This window comes from Methylocystis sp. MJC1, assembly GCF_026427715.1.
Lineage (GTDB): Bacteria > Pseudomonadota > Alphaproteobacteria > Rhizobiales > Beijerinckiaceae > Methylocystis.
The window spans coordinates 999,700-1,018,323 of record NZ_CP107558.1 but is presented as its reverse complement, the minus strand read 5'-3'; the positions used below and the strand labels follow the sequence as shown (position 1 = coordinate 1,018,323).

The 18,624-nt window shown below is 64.6% G+C and carries 20 protein-coding genes and 1 pseudogene; 12 read left to right on the top strand and 9 right to left on the bottom strand.

What is annotated here, in order from left to right:
• Positions 1 to 135: 135 nt before the first annotated feature.
• Positions 136 to 585: a GatB/YqeY domain-containing protein gene (locus OGR47_RS04965; RefSeq protein WP_165054652.1), complete on the bottom strand. Its 450-nt coding sequence runs from the start codon at positions 583 to 585 to the stop codon at positions 136 to 138.
• 237 nt (positions 586 to 822) lie between these two features.
• Here OGR47_RS04965 and carA point away from each other — a divergent pair, with 237 nt between their 5' ends.
• Entirely contained in the window at positions 823 to 2,013 is a 1,191-nt protein-coding gene (gene carA, locus OGR47_RS04960; RefSeq protein ID WP_165054655.1) for a glutamine-hydrolyzing carbamoyl-phosphate synthase small subunit, read from the top strand.
• A 412-nt stretch (positions 2,014 to 2,425) separates the two neighbouring features.
• On the opposite strand, the gene OGR47_RS04955 is transcribed toward carA, so the two are convergent.
• Positions 2,426 to 3,142, bottom strand: a complete 717-nt coding sequence (locus OGR47_RS04955; RefSeq protein WP_165054658.1) for an outer membrane protein — start codon at positions 3,140 to 3,142, stop codon at positions 2,426 to 2,428.
• Positions 3,143 to 3,277: 135 nt separating this feature from the next.
• Entirely contained in the window at positions 3,278 to 3,907 is a 630-nt protein-coding gene (locus tag OGR47_RS04950; protein WP_165054660.1) for a hypothetical protein, read from the bottom strand.
• Positions 3,908 to 4,060: 153 nt separating this feature from the next.
• On the opposite strand from OGR47_RS04950, the gene OGR47_RS04945 reads away from it, so the two are divergent.
• Genes OGR47_RS04945 through OGR47_RS04930 form a run of 4 tightly spaced genes read left to right on the top strand, consistent with a single transcriptional unit; the run spans position 4,061 to position 6,051 of the window.
• Entirely contained in the window at positions 4,061 to 4,624 is a 564-nt protein-coding gene (locus OGR47_RS04945) for a hypothetical protein (protein ID WP_165054663.1), read from the top strand.
• A gap of 11 nt (positions 4,625 to 4,635) precedes the next feature.
• Positions 4,636 to 5,214: a DUF2975 domain-containing protein gene (locus tag OGR47_RS04940; RefSeq protein ID WP_165054666.1), complete on the top strand. Its 579-nt coding sequence runs from the start codon at positions 4,636 to 4,638 to the stop codon at positions 5,212 to 5,214.
• A 40-nt stretch (positions 5,215 to 5,254) separates the two neighbouring features.
• Positions 5,255 to 5,830 carry a DUF2975 domain-containing protein gene (locus OGR47_RS04935; RefSeq protein ID WP_165054668.1) on the top strand — a complete coding sequence of 192 codons (576 nt, stop codon included), beginning with the start codon at positions 5,255 to 5,257 and terminating at the stop codon, positions 5,828 to 5,830.
• Entirely contained in the window at positions 5,830 to 6,051 is a 222-nt protein-coding gene (locus OGR47_RS04930) for a helix-turn-helix domain-containing protein (RefSeq protein ID WP_165054671.1), read from the top strand. Before OGR47_RS04935 ends, OGR47_RS04930 begins: the two co-directional genes overlap by 1 nt.
• A gap of 105 nt (positions 6,052 to 6,156) precedes the next feature.
• Here OGR47_RS04930 and OGR47_RS04925 read toward each other — a convergent pair whose 3' ends face one another.
• The 3 genes from OGR47_RS04925 to OGR47_RS04915 all read right to left on the bottom strand — a co-directional run bounded on the left by OGR47_RS04925 (position 6,157) and on the right by OGR47_RS04915 (position 8,950).
• On the bottom strand, positions 6,157 to 7,785 hold the full coding sequence (locus tag OGR47_RS04925; protein ID WP_165054674.1) for a copper resistance D family protein: 1,629 nt from the start codon (positions 7,783 to 7,785) through the stop codon (positions 6,157 to 6,159).
• A 1-nt stretch (position 7,786) separates the two neighbouring features.
• Positions 7,787 to 8,143 carry a copper resistance CopC family protein gene (locus OGR47_RS04920; protein WP_165054677.1) on the bottom strand — a complete coding sequence of 119 codons (357 nt, stop codon included), beginning with the start codon at positions 8,141 to 8,143 and terminating at the stop codon, positions 7,787 to 7,789.
• 108 nt (positions 8,144 to 8,251) lie between these two features.
• A complete protein-coding gene (locus tag OGR47_RS04915) occupies positions 8,252 to 8,950 on the bottom strand; it encodes a GyrI-like domain-containing protein (RefSeq protein ID WP_165054680.1) in 699 nt (232 codons plus the stop codon).
• A 137-nt stretch (positions 8,951 to 9,087) separates the two neighbouring features.
• Here OGR47_RS04915 and dapF point away from each other — a divergent pair, with 137 nt between their 5' ends.
• The 3 genes from dapF to OGR47_RS04900 are packed head-to-tail and all read left to right on the top strand — an operon-like array spanning position 9,088 to position 12,896.
• Complete coding sequence (gene dapF / locus OGR47_RS04910) at positions 9,088 to 9,945, top strand: diaminopimelate epimerase (RefSeq protein ID WP_165054683.1); 858 nt, start codon at positions 9,088 to 9,090, stop codon at positions 9,943 to 9,945.
• Positions 9,942 to 11,108 (top strand): MiaB/RimO family radical SAM methylthiotransferase, encoded by a 1,167-nt coding sequence (locus tag OGR47_RS04905; RefSeq protein WP_256367647.1) that lies wholly within the window; start codon positions 9,942 to 9,944, stop codon positions 11,106 to 11,108. The genes dapF and OGR47_RS04905 overlap by 4 nt, the downstream gene beginning before the upstream one ends.
• Before the next feature lie 9 nt (positions 11,109 to 11,117).
• A complete protein-coding gene (locus OGR47_RS04900) occupies positions 11,118 to 12,896 on the top strand; it encodes a CocE/NonD family hydrolase (RefSeq protein ID WP_165054689.1) in 1,779 nt (592 codons plus the stop codon).
• A 68-nt stretch (positions 12,897 to 12,964) separates the two neighbouring features.
• Here the strand turns inward: OGR47_RS04900 and OGR47_RS04895 are convergent, their stop codons facing one another.
• Positions 12,965 to 13,390, bottom strand: a complete 426-nt coding sequence (locus tag OGR47_RS04895) for a PRC-barrel domain-containing protein (protein ID WP_371824414.1) — start codon at positions 13,388 to 13,390, stop codon at positions 12,965 to 12,967.
• Positions 13,391 to 13,584: 194 nt separating this feature from the next.
• Between OGR47_RS04895 and OGR47_RS04890 the strand changes: the two genes are divergently transcribed.
• On the top strand, positions 13,585 to 14,292 hold the full coding sequence (locus OGR47_RS04890; RefSeq protein WP_165054692.1) for a TerC family protein: 708 nt from the start codon (positions 13,585 to 13,587) through the stop codon (positions 14,290 to 14,292).
• Positions 14,293 to 14,338: 46 nt separating this feature from the next.
• On the opposite strand, the gene OGR47_RS04885 is transcribed toward OGR47_RS04890, so the two are convergent.
• Together OGR47_RS04885 and rpsU are read right to left on the bottom strand one after the other, a co-directional pair.
• Complete coding sequence (locus OGR47_RS04885) at positions 14,339 to 15,205, bottom strand: tetratricopeptide repeat protein (RefSeq protein WP_165054694.1); 867 nt, start codon at positions 15,203 to 15,205, stop codon at positions 14,339 to 14,341.
• Between the two features lie 91 nt (positions 15,206 to 15,296).
• Positions 15,297 to 15,530: a 30S ribosomal protein S21 gene (rpsU, locus tag OGR47_RS04880; protein WP_165054697.1), complete on the bottom strand. Its 234-nt coding sequence runs from the start codon at positions 15,528 to 15,530 to the stop codon at positions 15,297 to 15,299.
• A 567-nt stretch (positions 15,531 to 16,097) separates the two neighbouring features.
• On the opposite strand from rpsU, the pseudogene OGR47_RS04875 reads away from it, so the two are divergent.
• The 3 genes and pseudogenes from OGR47_RS04875 to OGR47_RS04865 all read left to right on the top strand — a co-directional run.
• Positions 16,098 to 16,778: pseudogene (locus OGR47_RS04875) on the top strand (metal ABC transporter ATP-binding protein); the annotation flags it as partial.
• Positions 16,768 to 17,637 carry a metal ABC transporter permease gene (locus OGR47_RS04870; protein ID WP_165054703.1) on the top strand — a complete coding sequence of 290 codons (870 nt, stop codon included), beginning with the start codon at positions 16,768 to 16,770 and terminating at the stop codon, positions 17,635 to 17,637. The pseudogene OGR47_RS04875 and the gene OGR47_RS04870, both read left to right, overlap by 11 nt.
• 5 nt (positions 17,638 to 17,642) lie before the next feature.
• Complete coding sequence (locus OGR47_RS04865; protein ID WP_165054706.1) at positions 17,643 to 18,518, top strand: metal ABC transporter solute-binding protein, Zn/Mn family; 876 nt, start codon at positions 17,643 to 17,645, stop codon at positions 18,516 to 18,518.
• Positions 18,519 to 18,624: the final 106 nt, after the last annotated feature.

Below are 18,624 nucleotides of genomic sequence, written 5' to 3'. Positions count from 1 at the left end.
CCCCCTCCCCGACCCTCCCCCGCTTCGCGGGAGAGGGGGAAGATTGTGGCCTTCATCAGCAAAGCTGATCGTGAGCGTCCCCTCTCCCGCAAAGCGGGGGAAGGACAGGGAGGGGGCTCTTTCGGATAAGGCGCCTTAGCCCCCCAGCGCCGCCTTCACCGCAGCGCTCGCTTTCGCGAAATCCATGCGGCCGGTGTATTTCGCCTTTAGCGCAGCGACGACCTTGCCCATGTCCTTGATCGACGTCGCCCCCGCCTCGGCGATCGCCGCCTTCACCGCCTCGGCCACTTCCTCTTGCGAGAGCTGCTGCGGGAGATAGCTCGAGATCACCGCGATCTCGCTTTTCTCCTTGTCGGCGAGATCGGCGCGGCCGGCCTTCTCAAAGATGTCGAGCGACTCCTGCCGGCTCTTGATCATCTTCTGAAGGAGCGCGAGCACGTCGTCCCCGGTCAGGGTCTTGCCCGCGCCGCGCGCCTCGATGTCCTTGTCCTTGAGCGCCGCATTGATGAGCCGCAGCGCGTCGACCTTGGCGCTGTCGCGGGCCTTCATGGCGTCCTTGAGGTCCTGGTTGATCTTCTCGCGCATGGGGGACTTTCTTGGGGGTTTCCATTTCGGCGGCGGATGGATTACATCCACCGCAAGTGAATTTCTCGCGTCATGGCCGGGCTCCCGGCCATCCACGCCCCGGGGCTGCGAAGCCCTCCGGGCAAAGCGATGCATATGAGCAAGCATCCAGACGGATGCCCGCGTCAAGCGCGGGCATGACGCGCGGTGAAGCGGCTGTCATAACGGCTCGCCCCACCCGAGCGCAACGGACGGAAGATGACCCTCGATCAAGACAATGGCTGGACGAAGCCGGTGCATACCGGCGTGCTGGTGCTCGCAAGCGGCGAAGTGATCGAGGGCTATGGCCTCGGCGCCGTCGGCGAGGCCGTGGGCGAAGTCTGCTTCAACACGGCGATGACCGGCTATGAGGAAATCCTCACCGACCCCTCCTACGCCGCGCAGATCGTCACCTTCACCTTTCCGCATATCGGCAATGTCGGCGCCAATGACGAGGACATAGAGACGGTCGACCTCGCCCGTAGCGCCGGCGCCGTCGGCGCGATCTTCGGCCAGCCGGTGACGGCCCCTTCCAATTTCCGCTCCGAGACGTCGCTGACCGACTGGCTGGCGAAGCGCGGCATTGTGGCGCTCTATGGGATCGACACGCGCGCGCTCACGGCGCTCATTCGCGAGCGCGGCATGCCCAACGCCGTCATCGCTTATGCGCCGGACGGCAAGTTCGACATCGACGCGCTCAAGGCCAAGGCCGCCGCCTGGCCTGGCATCGACGGGATGGACCTCGTCCCCAGCGTCGGCGCCAAGGAGCGCTACGACTGGACGGAAACCCCCTGGCGCCTCGGCGCGGGCTATGGCGCGCGGGACGGCCAAGCGAAGTTTCGCGTCGTCGCCATCGACTATGGCGTGAAGCGCAATATTCTGCGCCTGCTGGCTGAGGAAGGCTGCGAAGTGATCGTCGCCCCGGCGACGGCGACCAGCGCTGAGATTCTGGCGTTGAAGCCCGATGGCGTCTTCCTCTCCAACGGCCCGGGCGACCCGGCCGAGACGGGCAAATACGCCACGCCCGTGATCCGCGATCTGCTCGCGAAGAAAGTGCCTGTGTTCGGCATTTGCCTGGGCCATCAGATGATGGCGCTGGCCGTCGGCGCCAAAACGCAGAAGATGCCGCAAGGCCATCACGGGGCGAACCATCCGGTGAAGGACTTCACTACTGGCAAGGTCGAGATCGTCTCGATGAACCACGGCTTCGCCGTCGACCGCGACAGCCTGCCGGCGAACGCCGTCGAGACGCATCGCTCGCTGTTCGACGGCTCGAATTGCGGCATCGCGCTCACCGACCGCCCGGCTTTCTCGGTGCAGCACCACCCCGAGGCCTCGCCCGGCCCGCAGGACAGCCATTATCTCTTCAAGCGCTTCGTCGAGATGATGGAAAAGGCGAAGGCGGCGTAACGCCGACTTTCCGGACCGCGCGCCTTCAGGCGCGCTCGGACTACTGATACCATTTCCATTTGAATAGGTCGCATGGGGACTTGTCATTCCCGGCGGGCTGAAAGCCCGACCGGGAATCCAGAGCCCAAAAAGCGCTGGTTTTGCGCTGGATTCCCGATCACTCGCTGCGCGAGCGTCGGGAATGACAGCGAGCCAATCAAGCGGATCTCGTATGACAAAGTGGCGGTAACGCCCCTCGTGCTTCGAGACGCCTGCTGCGCAGGCTCCTCAGCATGAGGAGCTTCTGCAACTTTGCCAAACACTTAGGCCTCATCCTGAGGAGCGAGCGAAGCTCGCGTCTCGAAGGGCGAGGCCGCCTCGGAGGTTTGTCAACAATCGGAAGCGCGCCCCAAGGCGCGCTATCCATCTTGCGTCAGTTGCCGAAGCGATAGCTGACGCCCGCGGTGATGGCGCCCGAGCCTGCCTGATGCGCCGTCTTCAACCCCCAAGCGACAGGCGTCGTCTCCCGTGACGTTCCAAGGCCGGTGATGCGATATTCGACCCGCCCGCTCCAGCGGTCGGAAATCGCATATTCCAAGCCCACGCCGACCGTGGGCGACCCCAGAAGATAATTCTTGTTCGACCTCAAGCCGAGAACGGATCTGTACTCATGGCGCACGTCGGCGACATTGAGACCGCCTGTCGCATAGACCAACAGCCGATCCAAGGCGACGACGCCGACACGCCCGCGAAGGGAGCCTGACATGCCGAGCACATTGCGCACCGAATATTGCCCGAGCGGATCGTAGAAATCATTGACCGCCCGCGCGCCCGTCACATCGGCGACGACACCGCCGACAAAGGAGCCGAAGCGCCAATCGTAACCGACATGCGCGCCGCCCTGAAACCCGCCGCCATGGCCGGTCTTGCTCGTGAACAGCAAGGCATTGTTGACGGCCAGATAATCGCGCGAGCGATCGGCAAAGCCGACGAAGCCCGCCTGCACGCCGGCGTAAAGCCCCTGGAACAAGAGCGCCGGGGGCGGAGGCGGCGGAACGAAGGGCGGAGCCGCCCTGCGGTAGGGCAGATCGGCGGCGGCCGCCGCACTAGAGGCGCCGAGCGCCAGAATGGCAGGAACGAAGCGTTTCATTGATCGATCTCCAGTTTGAAGACAAAGAAGCTCTGTTCGCCGGAGCGAGGGCTCCGGCGTTGGGGAAGGCGATTGTCCTTTCGGTTGACTCAGCGCGTCGTCATCGCGGCGGCGCGCGGATCGGCTTTCGCGTCGTCATTGGGAGACGCGTTGGACGTGCTTGTCGCAGAGCGGCGCGCCTTCTTCGAATTTGCGCAGATCCTCGGGCGTCTTGAGCAGGGCGCGCACGTCGAAATTTTCGAGAAGCGGCTGCCAGCCGATCTCGTCGTCGGGGTGAATAAAGACGTCGATGGGTATGGCGCCGTCGGGCACATTCGCCTTGCGGCAGGCGACCCCGCGGTCGATCTTGACGCGGCTATGACCTTGGCGCCCCTCGGCCTTCAACTTGCGCGCTTCTGCCTGCAACGCCTGCGCCGCCGCCAGATCGCGTGGCGCGATTTCATAGAAGTCGAGCGGGCCGGTCTTCTGCGAGAGTTTGGCGATGTCTTCCGCATCTTTGGCATAGGCGGCGCGATGCAGGTGTATCTCGACGTTGCGCTCGCCGTCCTTTTCTCCCTCGGACGCGAGCGTCGTCAGGAGAACCGTCTTGTCCGGCGTGGGAGCCGCCCATTCCGGCGTTCGCAACGCGAAGCGCAACTTCGTCAAATCGGCCGTCCCCAAATTGAAGGCGTGGAGCTTCCATTGGGTGGCGATGGGGACGTCCCAACTGCACCCCGAGAGCAAAGCGGCGGAAAAGGCGATGAAAATCAAACCTATGAGTCGCATGATAACGATCATCCTCCACGATTATTTTTTAATGTATTACATTAAATTTTTTATGCGTCAATATTGGCGCGCAGAGAAAGCTTGCCCGCATAGCGGCGGGCATGCTCTTTCGCCGCGTCGCAAGTTTTCGACGCGTCATTTTTGGAGACTGAAATGATTCAACGGGACTCGGACTTCGATCCTCGCGCCGCCGCCTTGCGCGCGCGCATCGGCTGGATATGCAAGGCGGTCAATGTCGGCGCGGTTTTGCTGACCGCATGGGGAATCGGCTTGCATTGCCTGGCCTGGAGCGACCGTGCGCACAGCGTGAGCCAGCTTGCGCGCCAGTATCAACTCGATCCGGCGTCGGTCACAGAATTCGGCCTCCGGACGGTTTTCGTCCTCGGCATCCTCGTTTGGCTGCTGATCGGCGCGCTGGCGTGGGCGATCTCGAGATTGACGCGCGGCTATCTGGCCGGCGAGATTTTCTCGATTAGCGGCGCAACGCGCATGCGTCATGTCGCATTCGCCGCCATCGCGGTCGTCGTGGCGGATATTCTGCTGCGGCCCATGGCCATCGCGGCGCTTGCGCCGGCGCTCTTCGGCAAGCTGCCCCTTTATGTATGGGTCCCGCCCTTCGACCTTTTGCTCGCCTTGTTCGCCGCCTTCGTGCTGATTCTGGCCACGATCTTCAAGACCGCGACGACAATCGCGGCCGAGCACCGCCAGTTCATCTGATGGAGGCGAATATGACCGAGTCGGTTTTCATCACGCCGACGCCATTGCAAGACGCCGAGATCGCGTCGCTGCGCGCGCGCGTGGGTTGGCTGTGCCATCTCGCGCGTTTCGCCGCCGTCGCCTGGGCGTTCTGGGCCGTCCTCGTCTTCCTTCGGACAAGACTTCCAGCCGAGGAATACATCACGCAGCTGGCCGCCGCGGTCGACTTCGATCCCGCGCTGATCTCGCGCGACGGTTATTGGATGGCCTTCGCGCTCGGGCTGATCGACCAAGGCTTTGCGGTCGCCTTCGCCGTCGCGGTTTGGCGGTTGATGGGCGGCTATTTGCGCGGCGATATTTTTTCAGCCGCCGCGGCCCACCGTTTGCGCGCGGTGGCGCTCTTCGGTTTCGCCGCGATCGTGGCGAGCATCTTCCTTGCGATCGCCAGCGCGGCGCTGCTCACGACAGCGATTTTCGCGAAGGCGCCGCTCTGGTCCTGGGTGGGTCCGACGGATCTGCTTTATGCGGTGGGCTGCGCGTTCTTCCTCGCTCTGTCCGCGATATTCAAGGCTGCCGCCGAGATTGCCGACGAATATGCCCAGATCGTCTGAGTTTCAGCCGGCCCCATGCCGCGACCATGGAGAAAAAACAATGACCGATTCGATCGCCCTCGCTTCGCCGGCGAATCCGCGGCTCTCGACCTTGCGCGCCAAGATCGGCTGGCTTTGTCAGACAATCCGGTTGCTCGCCTTGGGCTACGCGGCGCTCTTGCTATGGGTTTTTTGCGACGCATGGGCGACGCGCTCGCCTTACGAAACAAAAGCGATGGATATGTTCGGGCTCGACGTTTCCGCAGCGTCAGCATCCCAATGGAACGCTGTGCTGGCGATGAGCCTGGCGTTGTGGTTATGCGTCGCCGCCCTCACCTTCTCCATCTGGCGGCTCTTTTCGATCTATCTTGCCGGCGAAGTGTTTTCTCTTGAAGCCGCCGTTTGGCTGCGACGGATCGGAATTGCGGGGCTGGTGGCGATCGTCGCCGATTTCGTCGAGCGCTCGGCGGTCATCTATACGCTTGCCGCGCATCTGCCGGCGTCGGCGAAGGCCAAACATATCTTCATCGGATCGGAAGACATCGTCCACATCATCCTGGTCCTGATGCTTCTCGCCCTCGCCCATATCCAGAAAACCGCGGCCGACATCGCCGACGAAAACGCTCAGATCGTCTGATGGCCATTATTGTCAATCTCGACGTCATGCTCGCCAAGCGTAAGATGCGCTCGCGCGATCTCGCGCAACTGATCGGCATCGCCGAGCAGAATGTGAGTCTGCTGAAATCGGGCAAGGTGAAGGGCGTGCGCTTCGATACGCTGGAAAAAATCTGCGAGGCGCTCGCGTGCCAACCGGGGGACATACTCGAATATCGCCCGGACGAGTCCGCGAAGGATTGATGCCGCTTCCGCTCCCGCCGTCATTGCGAGGAGCGTAGCGACGAAGCAATCCAGAGCCACGTTGCGCCCTGGATTGCTTCGCTTCACTCACAATGACGCCGCCGCTCACGCCTCGCGATAAAACACCAGCATCAACCCGGCGAGAATAAAGCCGATTGGCCAGACAAAGCCCGCCATCCGCTTCGCCCCGCCATCGAGCCGCAGCTCCAGCCAGCGCGACCATCCCGCCGCAACGCCGACGAGCGCCAGCGGCGTATGGGTGATCTCGATCAGCGTCTCTTCCTTGAGATTGGCGAGCGCATGGGAGTGGGTGAGGAGAAAAGCCGCCGCCGTCGCCGTGCTGACAGGGAAGACATAGGCCGCCCACCAGGCCTTGATGCGGCCCTGCCGCACCTGCCATTCGAACAGGCCGAAGATCACAATCAGCAGCGTCAGCAGGCGGTGCTGGGCAATCTCGGGATCGCGCAGGCTCTCGATCAGCCCCAGCCGCCCCAGCGGCCAGACCGCCTCATCCGCGCGCAGGAATAAGAAGCCCGCCAGCCCGACGAAGACGAGCGGCCAATGCCGCATGACCGGCGCGAGACGGCGGCTGACGCGCTCCAGAAGCGCCATCACGCCCATGGCGATAACGAACAGCCCCGCCCAATGGTGATTATATTCCGACCAGGCGATATCGGCGGGCGAGCGCGGCGGCTGGGCGCCGGGCAGCAGATTCTTCAAGGCTTCTGGCGGCAGAGCGGCCGAAAGCGCCTCGAAATCAGGACTGTCCAGCCGCACGGGCAGGCGTGGCTCGAGGCGGTCGACGATCTCGGCGAAGCTTGCCTGGTTGTTCGCCAGGTCGCGCGCCGGCGGCAGCGAGGCGAGCGAGGCGGCGCAGAAGAGAACGGTGAGGCCGACGCCGATCTCCGTCTCGGCGAATCGCCGGGTGCGCAGCAGCGGCCCGGCGGGCTCCTGTCTCAGCTTGCGCACGGCCAGGAAATTCAGTCCGCCGAGGAGGAGCAGGCCCAAAAGCAGGACGATCTTGGCGCTGAGCATGACCCCGTAGGACGTGCCATACATGGCGGGCGCGGCGCCCACATAAGACACCGCCATCAGCCCGCCGCCAGCGAGAAGCGCCGCCACAGCGCCCACGGACATGGCCGAAAAGCGGGCCGCGACCCGCGCACGGGCGGTGGAGTCGGCGACATCGGTCAGCGCCATCAGAAAATAGGGAATGCCGCCGATCCAGACCGCGGCGCCAGCCATATGCAGGAATTCGGCGCAAGCGAGAACCGCCGCCCCGTCGAACTGGCTCGCGGCGTGGGTGGAGCCCGCCTGGACGCCGATCAGCAGCGCGGCGAGCACGGGCGCAGCCCGACGGATCGCCGCCCCGCCCCGCTGCGCGCGCCGGGCCGAGACGGCGATGATCGTGGCGATGACGCCTGCAACAAGAGCGACAGCCACGGCGCGCGCGCCGGCGGCCTCTTGAGCAGGAATCTCCAGCGTGCCGACCAACATGGCCGTGAGCGCGGCGGCCGCGAGCAGCTCGGCGGCAAGGAGCCCGCTGGCGGCGAGGAAAATCAGCCGCAACGCCCGCCGCTCCAGCGCCTCGCCGGCGCCGGCGAGCCTCGGGCCCAGCGGCCAGACGAGCAGCAGCAGAAAGGCAAGCCCGCCGACCGCGACCGACTGCGCCGCGAGGATGAATCCGCGCAGCACGACGCTCAGAAAGCCATAGATCTCGATGAAGAGCTGCATGTCAGCGGCTCACGACGAAGGAAATGTCGCCTTGCGTGATATGCCCGTCCAGGCTCAACGCCTGCCAATGCAGGCGATAGGCGCCCGGTTCGAGTCCCGTCGCCTTGGCGTTCAGCGTGTCGGTCGACGCCGCATCGAGAATGGGGAGCGCGACTGCGTCCCCGCCGATCTTGAAAAGCTTCATATGCGAGCGCGCGGCGTCGATCCGGCTATTGAAACGGATCTCGATCGCGAGCTCCTCGCCTCTGATCGTCTGGTCGGCGCGCGGCGTCGAGGAGAGCACAATAGCGTGGGCCAGGGCGGTCTCGCTCGCGCCGAGCGCGAAAGCCAGAGCACATGTGAATCCAAGACGTCTCATGAGAATCGACCCGTGCGAAATCGCGCCCGGATGGGCTCAAGCCTCGCGGATTAGCCTATTCTGCGAGACCTTAGCAATGGCTGATAGATGGCCCTTTCCTGCCGCGTCTCACTTGAGGAAGACGTAGATATCCACGTCCACGCTGGCGTCGTCGGCTTTGAAATCCGTGAGGTACTCCTCGATGATGAGGTCTTTGGTGTCGAGACCCTTTTCGTCGAGATAGGCGGCGATCGCCTCGTAAGTGGCGTCTATCTCGTCGTAGGCGCCGCGATGCTGGAATTTGAGCGCCTTGCCGGCGGGAGACGCGCCGATTTCCACCCCCTCGGGGAGCTTCGCTTTGCCTTCCGGCGCCACAGAGAGCGGGGCCATCGCCTCGAAGGAAAAGCCTGCGTCGTCGGTCTTAGTGAAAACGGCGATCGGCCTCCCATTGCTGGCCAGCCCCGCCTTGGCGACGGCGCCGCTCAGCTTTTTCAGCGCCTCGGAGAGCGCCTTGGCGGCGTCCTCCCATTTTCCCTGCCCTTTCATTACGAGAGCGGGACGCGCATCGACGTCGACTGTCTCGCTCATGACGGAGGGCGCCAAATCGGGGGTCCCGGGCTTGGCGGCTTCGGCCTTTTCGTCAGGCTTTGTGGGCCCCGGGGTCGCAGGCGCCGTCGTGGCGGGCGTGGCCGGCGCCTCGTCGTCGGAGCCAGCCGGCAGGAAGCGTCGTTCGGCGAGAATGGCGGCCGAAACGACGATCAGCGTGAAAATCGCCAGCGCCCGCCAATGGGTGCGCAGGCTGTCGATCAGACCGGGTTCCTCGTCCATCCTCGAAGCGTCCTTTTGGAGATGCGATCTCTCATGACCGGTTCTTGCGCGAAATTGCGACAGGCGTCAGGCGGCGCAACTGTGGCGCTAAAGCGGCGCAGTCTCTATATACCGACCGCGTCCCGATGGAAAAACCAATGCGCCATCCGCTCGATAATCATACCATCCTGCGCATGAACGGCGCCGGCAATGAAATCCTCGTGCTCGACCTGCGTGGGCTTGGGCATGTGCTGGCGCCGCAGGAGGCGCGCGCCATCGCCGCCGCGCCCGGCCTGCGTTTCGACCAGCTCATGGCCCTGCACGATCCTCTCGAGCCGGGCGACGACGCCTATATGCGCATCTACAATATCGACGGCTCGCTGTCGGGGGCCTGCGGCAATGGCACGCGTTGCGTCGCCTATGCGCTGGCGCGCGAAGGCAAGGAACGGCTCTCGCTCGCGACCCAGGCCGGCCGAATCGAAACGCGGCGCGAGGCCGAGACTGTCTTCACCGTCGATATGGGGCGCCCGCGGCTCGACTGGCGCGAGATTCCGCTCGCCCGCGCGGCCGATACCCGCTCTGTCGCGCTCGATCCGCCGGTCGAGGGCGCGCCGGCCCAATTCTCGGCCGTCAGCATGGGCAATCCTCATGCGGTTTTCTTCGTCGGGGACGCCGCAGCGATTACGCTCGAAGATCTCGGCGCGCGGCTCGAACGTCACCCGCTCTTCCCCGAGCGCGCCAACATTTCCTTCGCGCAGATCGTTGCGCGCGACGATATTCTCCTGCGCGTCTGGGAGCGCGGCACGGGCGCGACCAAGGCCTGCGGCTCGGCCGCTTGCGCGACTCTGGTCGCGGCGGCGCGCGCCGGCCTCACCGATAGACGCGCGCGCGTGCGGCTGCCCGGCGGCGATCTGCACATTGAATGGCGCGCCGACGACCATGTGATGATGACGGGGCCGGTCGAATTCGAATTCGAGACGCGGCTGACGTCGAAGCTCTTCGAAGGCGCCGCGTGAGCGCGCAGCCGCCGAAAGTCGAAGTCCTCACCTTCGGCTGCCGGCTGAACATGGTGGATTCGGAAGAACTCGCGCGCCAGAATGCGAGCGACACGGTCGTCATCAACACTTGCGCCGTGACGAACGAAGCCACGCGCCAGGCGCGCCAGGCAATCCGCCGGCTGCATCGCGAGCGCCCGGAGGCTCGGATCGTCGTCGCAGGCTGTGCGGCGCGCATCGACCCCAAAAGCTTCGAGACGATGGAAGGCGTCTCGCGCGTCATCGCCGAGCAGCCGGAAAATCGCGCGCTCGCGGCGGAAGAAGGCACGCGCGGCTTTCTCGCGGTGCAGAACGGCTGCGATCACAGTTGCACCTTCTGCATCATCCCGCTTGGACGCGGCGCCGCGCGCTCGGCGCCGCCTAATGAGATCCTCGCGCAAGCGCGCGCGCTCGTTGAAAACGGCAAGCAGGAGATCGTGCTCACCGGCGTCGATCTCACGAGCTATGACGCGAATGGGCTCAAGCTCGGCTCGCTCGTGCGCCTGCTGCTGCGCGAATTGCAGGGACTTGCGCGCCTGCGCCTATCTTCAATCGATTGCATTGAAGCCGACGACGATCTCCTCATTGCAATGAGCGAGGAAGAGCGCCTCTGCCCGCATCTGCATCTTTCCTTGCAAGCGGGCGACGATCTTATTCTCAAGCGCATGAAGCGCCGCCACGCGCGCGCGGACGCGATCCGATTTTGCGAGGAGCTGCGCAAGGCCCGACCGGACATCGTCTTCGGCGCCGATTTCATTGCGGGCTTTCCAACCGAAACCGAAGAGATGTTCGCGCAGACGCTGGCGCTCGTCGCGGAATGCGGGCTTACGCATCTTCATGTCTTTCCCTTCTCGCCGCGCCCCGGCACGCCGGCGGCGCGCATGCCGCAGGTGGCGCGAGAAGTCGCGAAGGAACGGGCGGCGCGCTTGCGCGACGTCGGAGAAAGCGCGCTTGCGCGTCATCTCGATGCGCAGAAAGGAAAGATGCTGCGTTTCTTGACCGAGCGCGGCGGCGCCGCGCGGGCGGCGGATTTCACCCTGGCGCGCACGCCCGGCATAGAAGCGGGCCGAATGATCGACGGCCGCGTCGCCGGGCACGATGGGAAAGCCCTGATCACGACAATGGATTTTGCACTGGCAAATTAAGGACCGTCCATGAGCGAGTGGCTGGATAATCTCATCCCGTTGAAAGTTCCGCCCCTCGAGCATGAGCAACTCGCGGGTTGGCGCCCGACGCGAAAGGCGGCCGAGGGCCTCGGCTGCCGCCTGCTCGCCGACCAGCGCATCGAGGTGGAGCCGGGCGTCTCGCTCTCGGCGGACGTCTATGTCCCACGCACGCCCGGCCGCTATCCGGCAATTGTCCAATGCGCCGCCTATACGCGCGAACTGCACACGGCCGGCGTTCCCACCGGCAGCAATGAGATCGGCTGCCCGCCCGTCTTCACCAATCGCGGCTATGCGCAAGTGGTCGCCACGCGTCGCGGCATGGGGCGCTCCGATGGTGAGGCAGGCGTCTTTCTCAATTCGCAGGACGTGGACGATCTCGAACGCTGCATCGCCTGGGCCGCTGAGCAGCCCTGGTGCGACGGGCGCGTCGTTATGTTCGGCACGTCTTATTACGGCATGACGCAGCCTCTGGTCGCGGTGCGCCGGCCCGAGGCGCTGAAGGCCTTCTTCTGCAACGAAATCTGCACGGATTACTTCCGCCATCTCCTCAACTTCGGCGGCGTGTTCAATCTGTTTTTCTGCAATCTCTGGATGGGCGCGAATTTCACGCCGGCCCTGTTTTCCCTGCGCGTTCCGCCGGTCGTTCGCGCGCTTTTGAGCCACGTAACGAACTCGCCTTTGAAGCGATTCTGGCAACCTTTCCTGATGAAACGCGCAGACGCCCTCTTTCGCAGCTTCATGGCGAAGACGCCCGCAAAACCCGTGCGCGAATGGTACGCCAATTGGACGCTCGACGCGAAGTCGCGCGAGACGAGCACGCTTGCGCCCGGCCCCTCGAAGGAGTTGGGCCGGATCGATATTCCTTTCGTCGTGGTGCAAAACCTCGGCTACTTCAATCTGCACCAATATGGCGCCTATGACCTCTTCCAGAACGCCGCGACGCCCCGTGACCGCAAATGGATGATCCTCGCGCCGCCGCGCTACGAGTTGCCGGTCTACGCCTGGCAATATGAAGCGCTCGCCTTCTTCGACCATGTGCTCCATGGCGCCGACAATGGCTATGCCGGCCAGCCCCCAGTGCGCTACTGGCTGGAAGGAGCAGCGCGTTTCGAGGGCGCTGCGGATTTTCCCGTGCCGGGCGCAGTGGAGCGACGCTTTTTTCTCGCCCCCAATGGGCCCGATGCAGCCCCCCATTCGCTGGCCGAAACCGCGTCCAGGAGCGGCGAAAGCCGTTGGGCCGCCGTGCCCCTGGGCCTACCGTTGCTCGGCGGATTCGACGAGGTCGCCAATCAGATCCTCACCTTCGAATTGCCGATCGAGCGCACGATGCGGCTTGCTGGCCCTGTGTCTCTGCATCTCTCCTTCAGCTCGAACGAAATCGATTCTTACGTCGTCGCCCGGCTCGGGCGCGTCGCGGCGGACGGCGGCTATCATTTGCTCTCGCTCGGCGCCATCAGCCCCGCGCGGCGCCAACGCGATCCCGCGCGCGACACCGCCTGCGAGATCGTGCACGACACTTCCGTGCGCGCCCCGCTGGAGCCCGGCGTCGCTGTCGATCTCGCCTTCAGCCTCACCCCCGGACCTACCGAACTTCGTCCAGGCGACCGGCTGCGGCTCGACGTGGGGAGCCGGCTGGACCTGCTGCGCAGCAACGTCAGTAACGGTTACGTGCATTTCGACTTGCCGGGGCCGCCCTATCTGGCCCGCAACACACTGCACTATGGCGAAGGCAGCTACCTGGCCGTGCAAGAGACCCCGGCGATTTAGGCCCCTCAAAACGAAAAGCGGAGCCGCGATTGCGGCCCCGCTGCAAGCGTGCACGGCGGGTTGTATTATCAGAACCCGGCCGTCTGATCCGTCCCGCGCGTCGTCGAGCCGATGCCGGAGCTCGAGCCCGCGGCGCCCTCTTCCCAATAGGGCTTCGAGCCAAAGTGCTGATGCAGGCGCGACTCCCAGTCGCGATCCGTCCAGCTTTGCTCGGTGTATTCAGGCGCGTTCTTCAACTGCTCTTCGGTGACGTCTGTCACATAGCCGCCGAGGTTGGTGTCATATTTGAAAGCCTTCCACGGCAGAGGATGCTCGCCTTCGCCAATACCAAGGAAGCCGCCGAAAGTCATGATCGCGTAGCGGATCACGCCTGAGACCTTATCGATCATGAGATGGTCGATCTGACCGATTTTATTCCCCGAGGGATCATACACGGCCGTGCCTTCGACATTTTCACTGGAAATCAGATTGCTGCCTTGCGCCGCCATACCCATCGTCGCCTCCTCGAAACCATCGAACCTTTGGTCCGCTGAGCCTGGAGAACAAATTGGCGCCGCCAATGTTCCGCTCGACGAGGCAAGAAAGCCTGTTCGCGCGAGGACTCGTCGCAAGCGGCGCGCTATCGCGGGGACGCAAAACAGTTTAAGGCAACGCAAGCCTGTAACGCGGCGTTAATCAGGAAAAGGAAATGGACTCGGAAATCACCGTCGGCTGGGAGGTCCTGGAGATCATCTGGATCAACATCCTGCTCTCCGGCGACAATGCGATTCTCATCGCCCTCGCCTGCCGGCAACTGCCAGTGACGCAAAGGCGCTGGGGCGTGTTTCTCGGCGCGCTCGGCGGCGTTTTTCTACGCGTGGTCTTCACGCTGCTCGTCGTGCAGATTATGAGCGTTCCGTTTCTGAAAGCCTTCGGCTCATTGCTGCTGCTGTTCGTCGCCGTGAAGCTTCTCATCGACGAAACCGAACATAGCGACGTCAAAGCGAAGCCCAATCTGATGGGCGCCGTGACCTCCATCATCATGGCAGACGCCGTGATGTCGCTCGACAATGTGCTGGCCATCGCGGCCGCCGCGCACGGCTCGACCTATCTCGTCGTCTTCGGCCTGGCGCTGTCCGTGCCGATCGTGATGTTCGGCGCAGGCTTTTTGCTCAAGGCGCTGGAGCGCTTTCCCATTCTCGTCTGGGCGGGTGCGGCTTTGCTCGGTTGGGTCTCCGGGGAAATGGCGGCGTCCGACTCCGCCGTGGTCGAGCGTCTGCACATCGCCGACCATGCGGCGCTCGAGCGCGGTTTAGCGATCGGCGGCGCCGCGATCGTGCTTGTCATCGCCTTTGCGGTAAAAGCTTACCGGCAATGGCGTGAGGACAGACGCGATCAGGAAAAGCACGAGGGGTGAGCCGCCAACTCAGCCCGGCCTATCAAAAGCCGCTGAGACAAAAAGATCAGCCGCGCATGCCTTGCTTGGCGAGCGGCTGCTGCGGGTCCAGCTGCAAGGCGCGCTGATAGGCGTCCTGCGCCTTGCCTCTATTGCCGCTCTTGTCATAGGCGACGCCGAGCCAGGCCCAGGCAAGCGCGCTCTTGTTGTCGACGTTCAGCGCCGCATTGAAGTCCTCGACCGCCTTGTCATATTTGCCCAGGGCGACAAGGCTCTCGCCGCGCGCCTGATAGGGAGCGGCGGCGAAAGGATCGCGGTCGATGGCGTTGTCGAAATCGGTGACCGCGCGCGCGTTGTCGCCATTCTTCTGATGAATCAGCCCACGCGAGTGGAAAGCCTGCGCGTTTTCGGGGTTGAGACGGATCGCCGTGTCGAGGTCGGACAGCGCCAGGTCGAGATTGCCCTGCGCGCGCAACAGATTGGCGCGGCCAATATAGGCCGGGGCGTGATTGGGGCTGACCTGGATGGCGTGATCGAAATCGGCGCGGGCAAGATCGTTCTGCCCCGTTTGCCGGCTCGCCAGCGCGCGATTGGTGTAAGCGGCGGCGTTGTTGGGATCGATCTTGATCGCCTGGGAGAAATCGGCGGTCGCTTCCTGGAAGCGACCGACGCGGGCATAAGCGACGCCGCGCGTATTATAAGCCTCGGCGCTCGATGGATTGCGCCGGATGACCTCGGAAAGCGAATCGATATTGACCGAGGCGGCTTTGGGATCGGTGTCGGCAATCTCGGCGATGCCGCGCCCTGGCGGACGAATGCCTGTCGCCGTCTCGCATCCGGCGAGCGCCAGCGCGGCCAGCGCCGCGCCGCTCAGCAGAAATCCACGGGAGAAAGGACACAAGCGAAACGACGTCGCCGCAAGGCGGAAGCCCATGCCTGAAATTCCTCTCGACCGTCTAGAACTTGGCCATTACTTGCCGGACGCGATTAAAAAAGCGTCTCGATATGGCAGGAATTCGACAGGCTCAGCGCCCGGCGGGCTTGGCCTTCACCGGCAGCAGGCCTTCGCGCTGCAGCTTCTTGCGGGCGAGCTTGCGGGCGCGGCGGACGGCCTCGGCCTTCTCGCGGGCGCGCTTCTCGGAGGGCTTCTCGTAGTGGCCGCGCAGTTTCATTTCGCGGAAGATGCCTTCGCGCTGCATCTTCTTCTTCAGCGCCTTCAGAGCCTGATCGACATTGTTGTCGCGAACGAGAACTTGCACGAAACCATCCTGCTGGTTGGGGCCGCCCGCGGATGCACCGTGAGCCTGTCCGAAATGGGAATAGGTTGCCGGGCGCTGACGGAGCGCCTGACCCGTGAGAACGGGAGATAGCAGAGTTGGCGGGCGCTGTCCATGCCCGAGAGCGCGCAAATTGCGCTTAGAGCGCCTCGAGAAAATCGCGCCACGAACGCTGCGGAACTCCCCTCTCCCGCATGCGGGAGAGGGGAGCCGCTAAGCGAAAGCAGCCCTTGTCCTTATCGGGCGTTATATTATAACATCTAGCATGACCGACGCGACCCAAGGCCACCGCCACGCCCACGACCACGCGGTCCTGCACGCGCAAGGGCGTGCCCAATTTGTAAGCCGAGCCGCTCCCGAACGCGCGTCGCTGCTTGAGGCCTCGGCCGCCGCGCGGGTTTTCGGCGTTTCGTTTGTCATTGCCGCGCTTTGGGCCGGCGTTTATTGGGCGCTCCATTGAGGGGGATGGCGTCGCCGGGGCCGATTCGCCTCGTCAATCTCACGCTCGGCTATGACCGCCGCCCCGCCGTCCATCACCTCGAAGGGGAGATCGCGCCGGGCGCGGCGCTCGCCGTCTGCGGCCCGAATGGCGCCGGCAAATCGACCTTGCTGAAGGCCCTTGCGGGCCTCCTCCCGCCGCTTGGCGGGCGCATCGAGCGCGACGGCGCGACGGGGCGGGAAATCGCCTATCTGCCGCAGCTCGTCGAGATCGACCGCTCCTTCCCGATCAATGTGCGCGATTTCGTCGCCATGGGCGCCATGCGCCGCGTCGGGCTGTTCGGCCGCCTCCACGCCGAAGAGCGGGAGCGCGCCGCGCAGGCGATCGACCGCGTCGGCCTCGCCGGCATGGAAGACCGACCGATCGACACGCTCTCCGGCGGACAGATGCAGCGCGTGCTGTTTGCGAGGCTTATCGTGCAGGACCAGCGCGTCATCCTGCTCGACGAGCCCTTCGGCGCGATCGACGAAGCGACGACGGACGATCTCCTTGGCCTCATCGCGCAGTGGCGCGTCGAGGGACGCACCATCGTCGCCGTGCTGCATGAGCTCGACCTCGCCCGCCGCGCCTTTCCCGAGACGCTGCTGCTCGCCCGCGAGCGCATCGCCTGGGGCGAAACCCGCGCGACGCTCTGCGAGGAAAACCTCGCCCGCGCGCGAGCCATGTCGGAAGCCTATGATCGACGCGCGCGCGAGTGCCTGAGAGACGAAGAAGCGGCTCATGCTCACTGAGATCCTCGTCTCGCCCTTCCTCGACTATGAATTCATGCGCCGCGCGCTCGTGGGCTCGCTGGCGCTTGCCGTTTCCGGGGCGCCGCTCGGCGTCTTTCTCATCTTGCGCCGCATGTCGCTTGCCGGAGACGCGCTCTCTCACGCTGTGCTTCCGGGCGCGGCGATCGGTTATCTCATCGCCGGCCTCTCCTTGCCGGCCATGACCTTCGGCGGCCTTGTCGCGGGGCTCCTCGTCGCCATCGCCACGGGCGCCGCATCGCGCTTCACAACGCTGCGCGAGGACGCCTCCCTCGCCGCCTTCTACCTCGTCTCGCTCGCGCTCGGCGTGGTCCTGGTGTCGCTGAAAGGCTCGAGCGTCGACCTGCTGCACGTGCTGTTCGGCTCGGTTTTCGGCCTCGACGATTCCGCGCTCATCATGCTCGCCGGCGTCTCGACGCTGACGCTCGTTGCGCTCGCCGTCTTCTACCGCGCGCTGGCCATGGATACGCTCGACCCGCTGTTTTTGCGCCAGACGAGCCGGCTCGGCGAATTCATCCCTTTTCTGTTCCTCGGCCTGGTGGTGCTCAATCTCGTCGCGGGCTTTCAGGCGCTCGGCACGCTGATGGCGGTCGGCCTCATCATGTTGCCTGCGGCCGCCGCGCGGCTCTGGACCCATGAACTCGCCGTCGCTTTGCCGCTCGCGGCTGCCGTCGCCGCGCTCTGCGTCTATGCGGGTCTCGTCTTTTCCAACGAAACGGGCGCGCCCACCGGCCCGGCGATCATTCTTGCAGCCGGCCTCGTTTATTTCGCCTCGCTTATTTTCGGCTCAGCCGGCGGCGCGCTGCGGCTCAAACGGCCGCGCCGGCATCTCGAAGGATGATTTTCATGCCGACTCGCCGCGCCTTTGTCTTGACGATCGCCGCCGCGCTGGCGGCCCCAGCTTACGGCGAAACGGACGGGCTCCCCGTCGTCGCAAGCTTCTCGATCATCGGCGATTTCGTCCGGCAGGTCGGCGCCGATCGCGTCGCTGTGACGACCCTCGTGGGCCCGGACGGCGACGCCCATGTCTATCAGCCTACGCCAGCCGACGGCCGCAAAATCGCTCAGGCCAAGCTCATTTTCGTGAACGGCCTCGGTTTCGAAGGCTGGCTCGAACGCCTCGTCGCCGCAGCCAAGAGCAAGGGAACCATCGTCACGCTCGGCAAGGGCATCGCCGCCCGGCCCGGCGAGGAAGGGACCGACCCGCACGCCTGGCAGGACGTCGCCAACGCCAAGATTTACGTGACTGAAATACGCGACGCGCTCGCGGCCGCCGACCCGGCGGGCGCCGAGGCCTATCAGGCCAACGCCGCCGCCTATCTCGCCAGGCTCGACGTGCTTGACGCCGAGATCGTCAAGGCGCTCGACGCCCTACCGAAGGAGCGCCGCCGCGTCGTCTCGACGCATGACGCCTTCGGCTATTTCTCGGCGCGCTATGGCGTCGCTTTCATCGCCCCCCAGGGCGTCTCGACCGAGGCCGAGGCCAGCGCCCGCGACATCGCCCACATCATCAATTCCGTGAAACAACACAAGGTTGGCGCAGTGTTTCTGGAGAATATCGCCGACCCCCGCCTCGCCAAGCGCATCGCGGCCGAAACCGGCGCAAAGATCGGCGGCACGCTCTATTCCGACGCCCTCTCGGGGCCCGAGGGCGGCGGCGCGAATTATATCGACATGATGCGCCACAATGTTAGAGAATTGACCAAAGCCCTGGCGCCGTAGGCTTCCCCCTCCCCACCCCTCCCCCACTTCGTGGGAGAGGGAGCAGACTGCGGCCTTCATCAAGTTCGCGCGCCCCGACTCTCAGCGTCCCCTCTGTAGCGGAGGC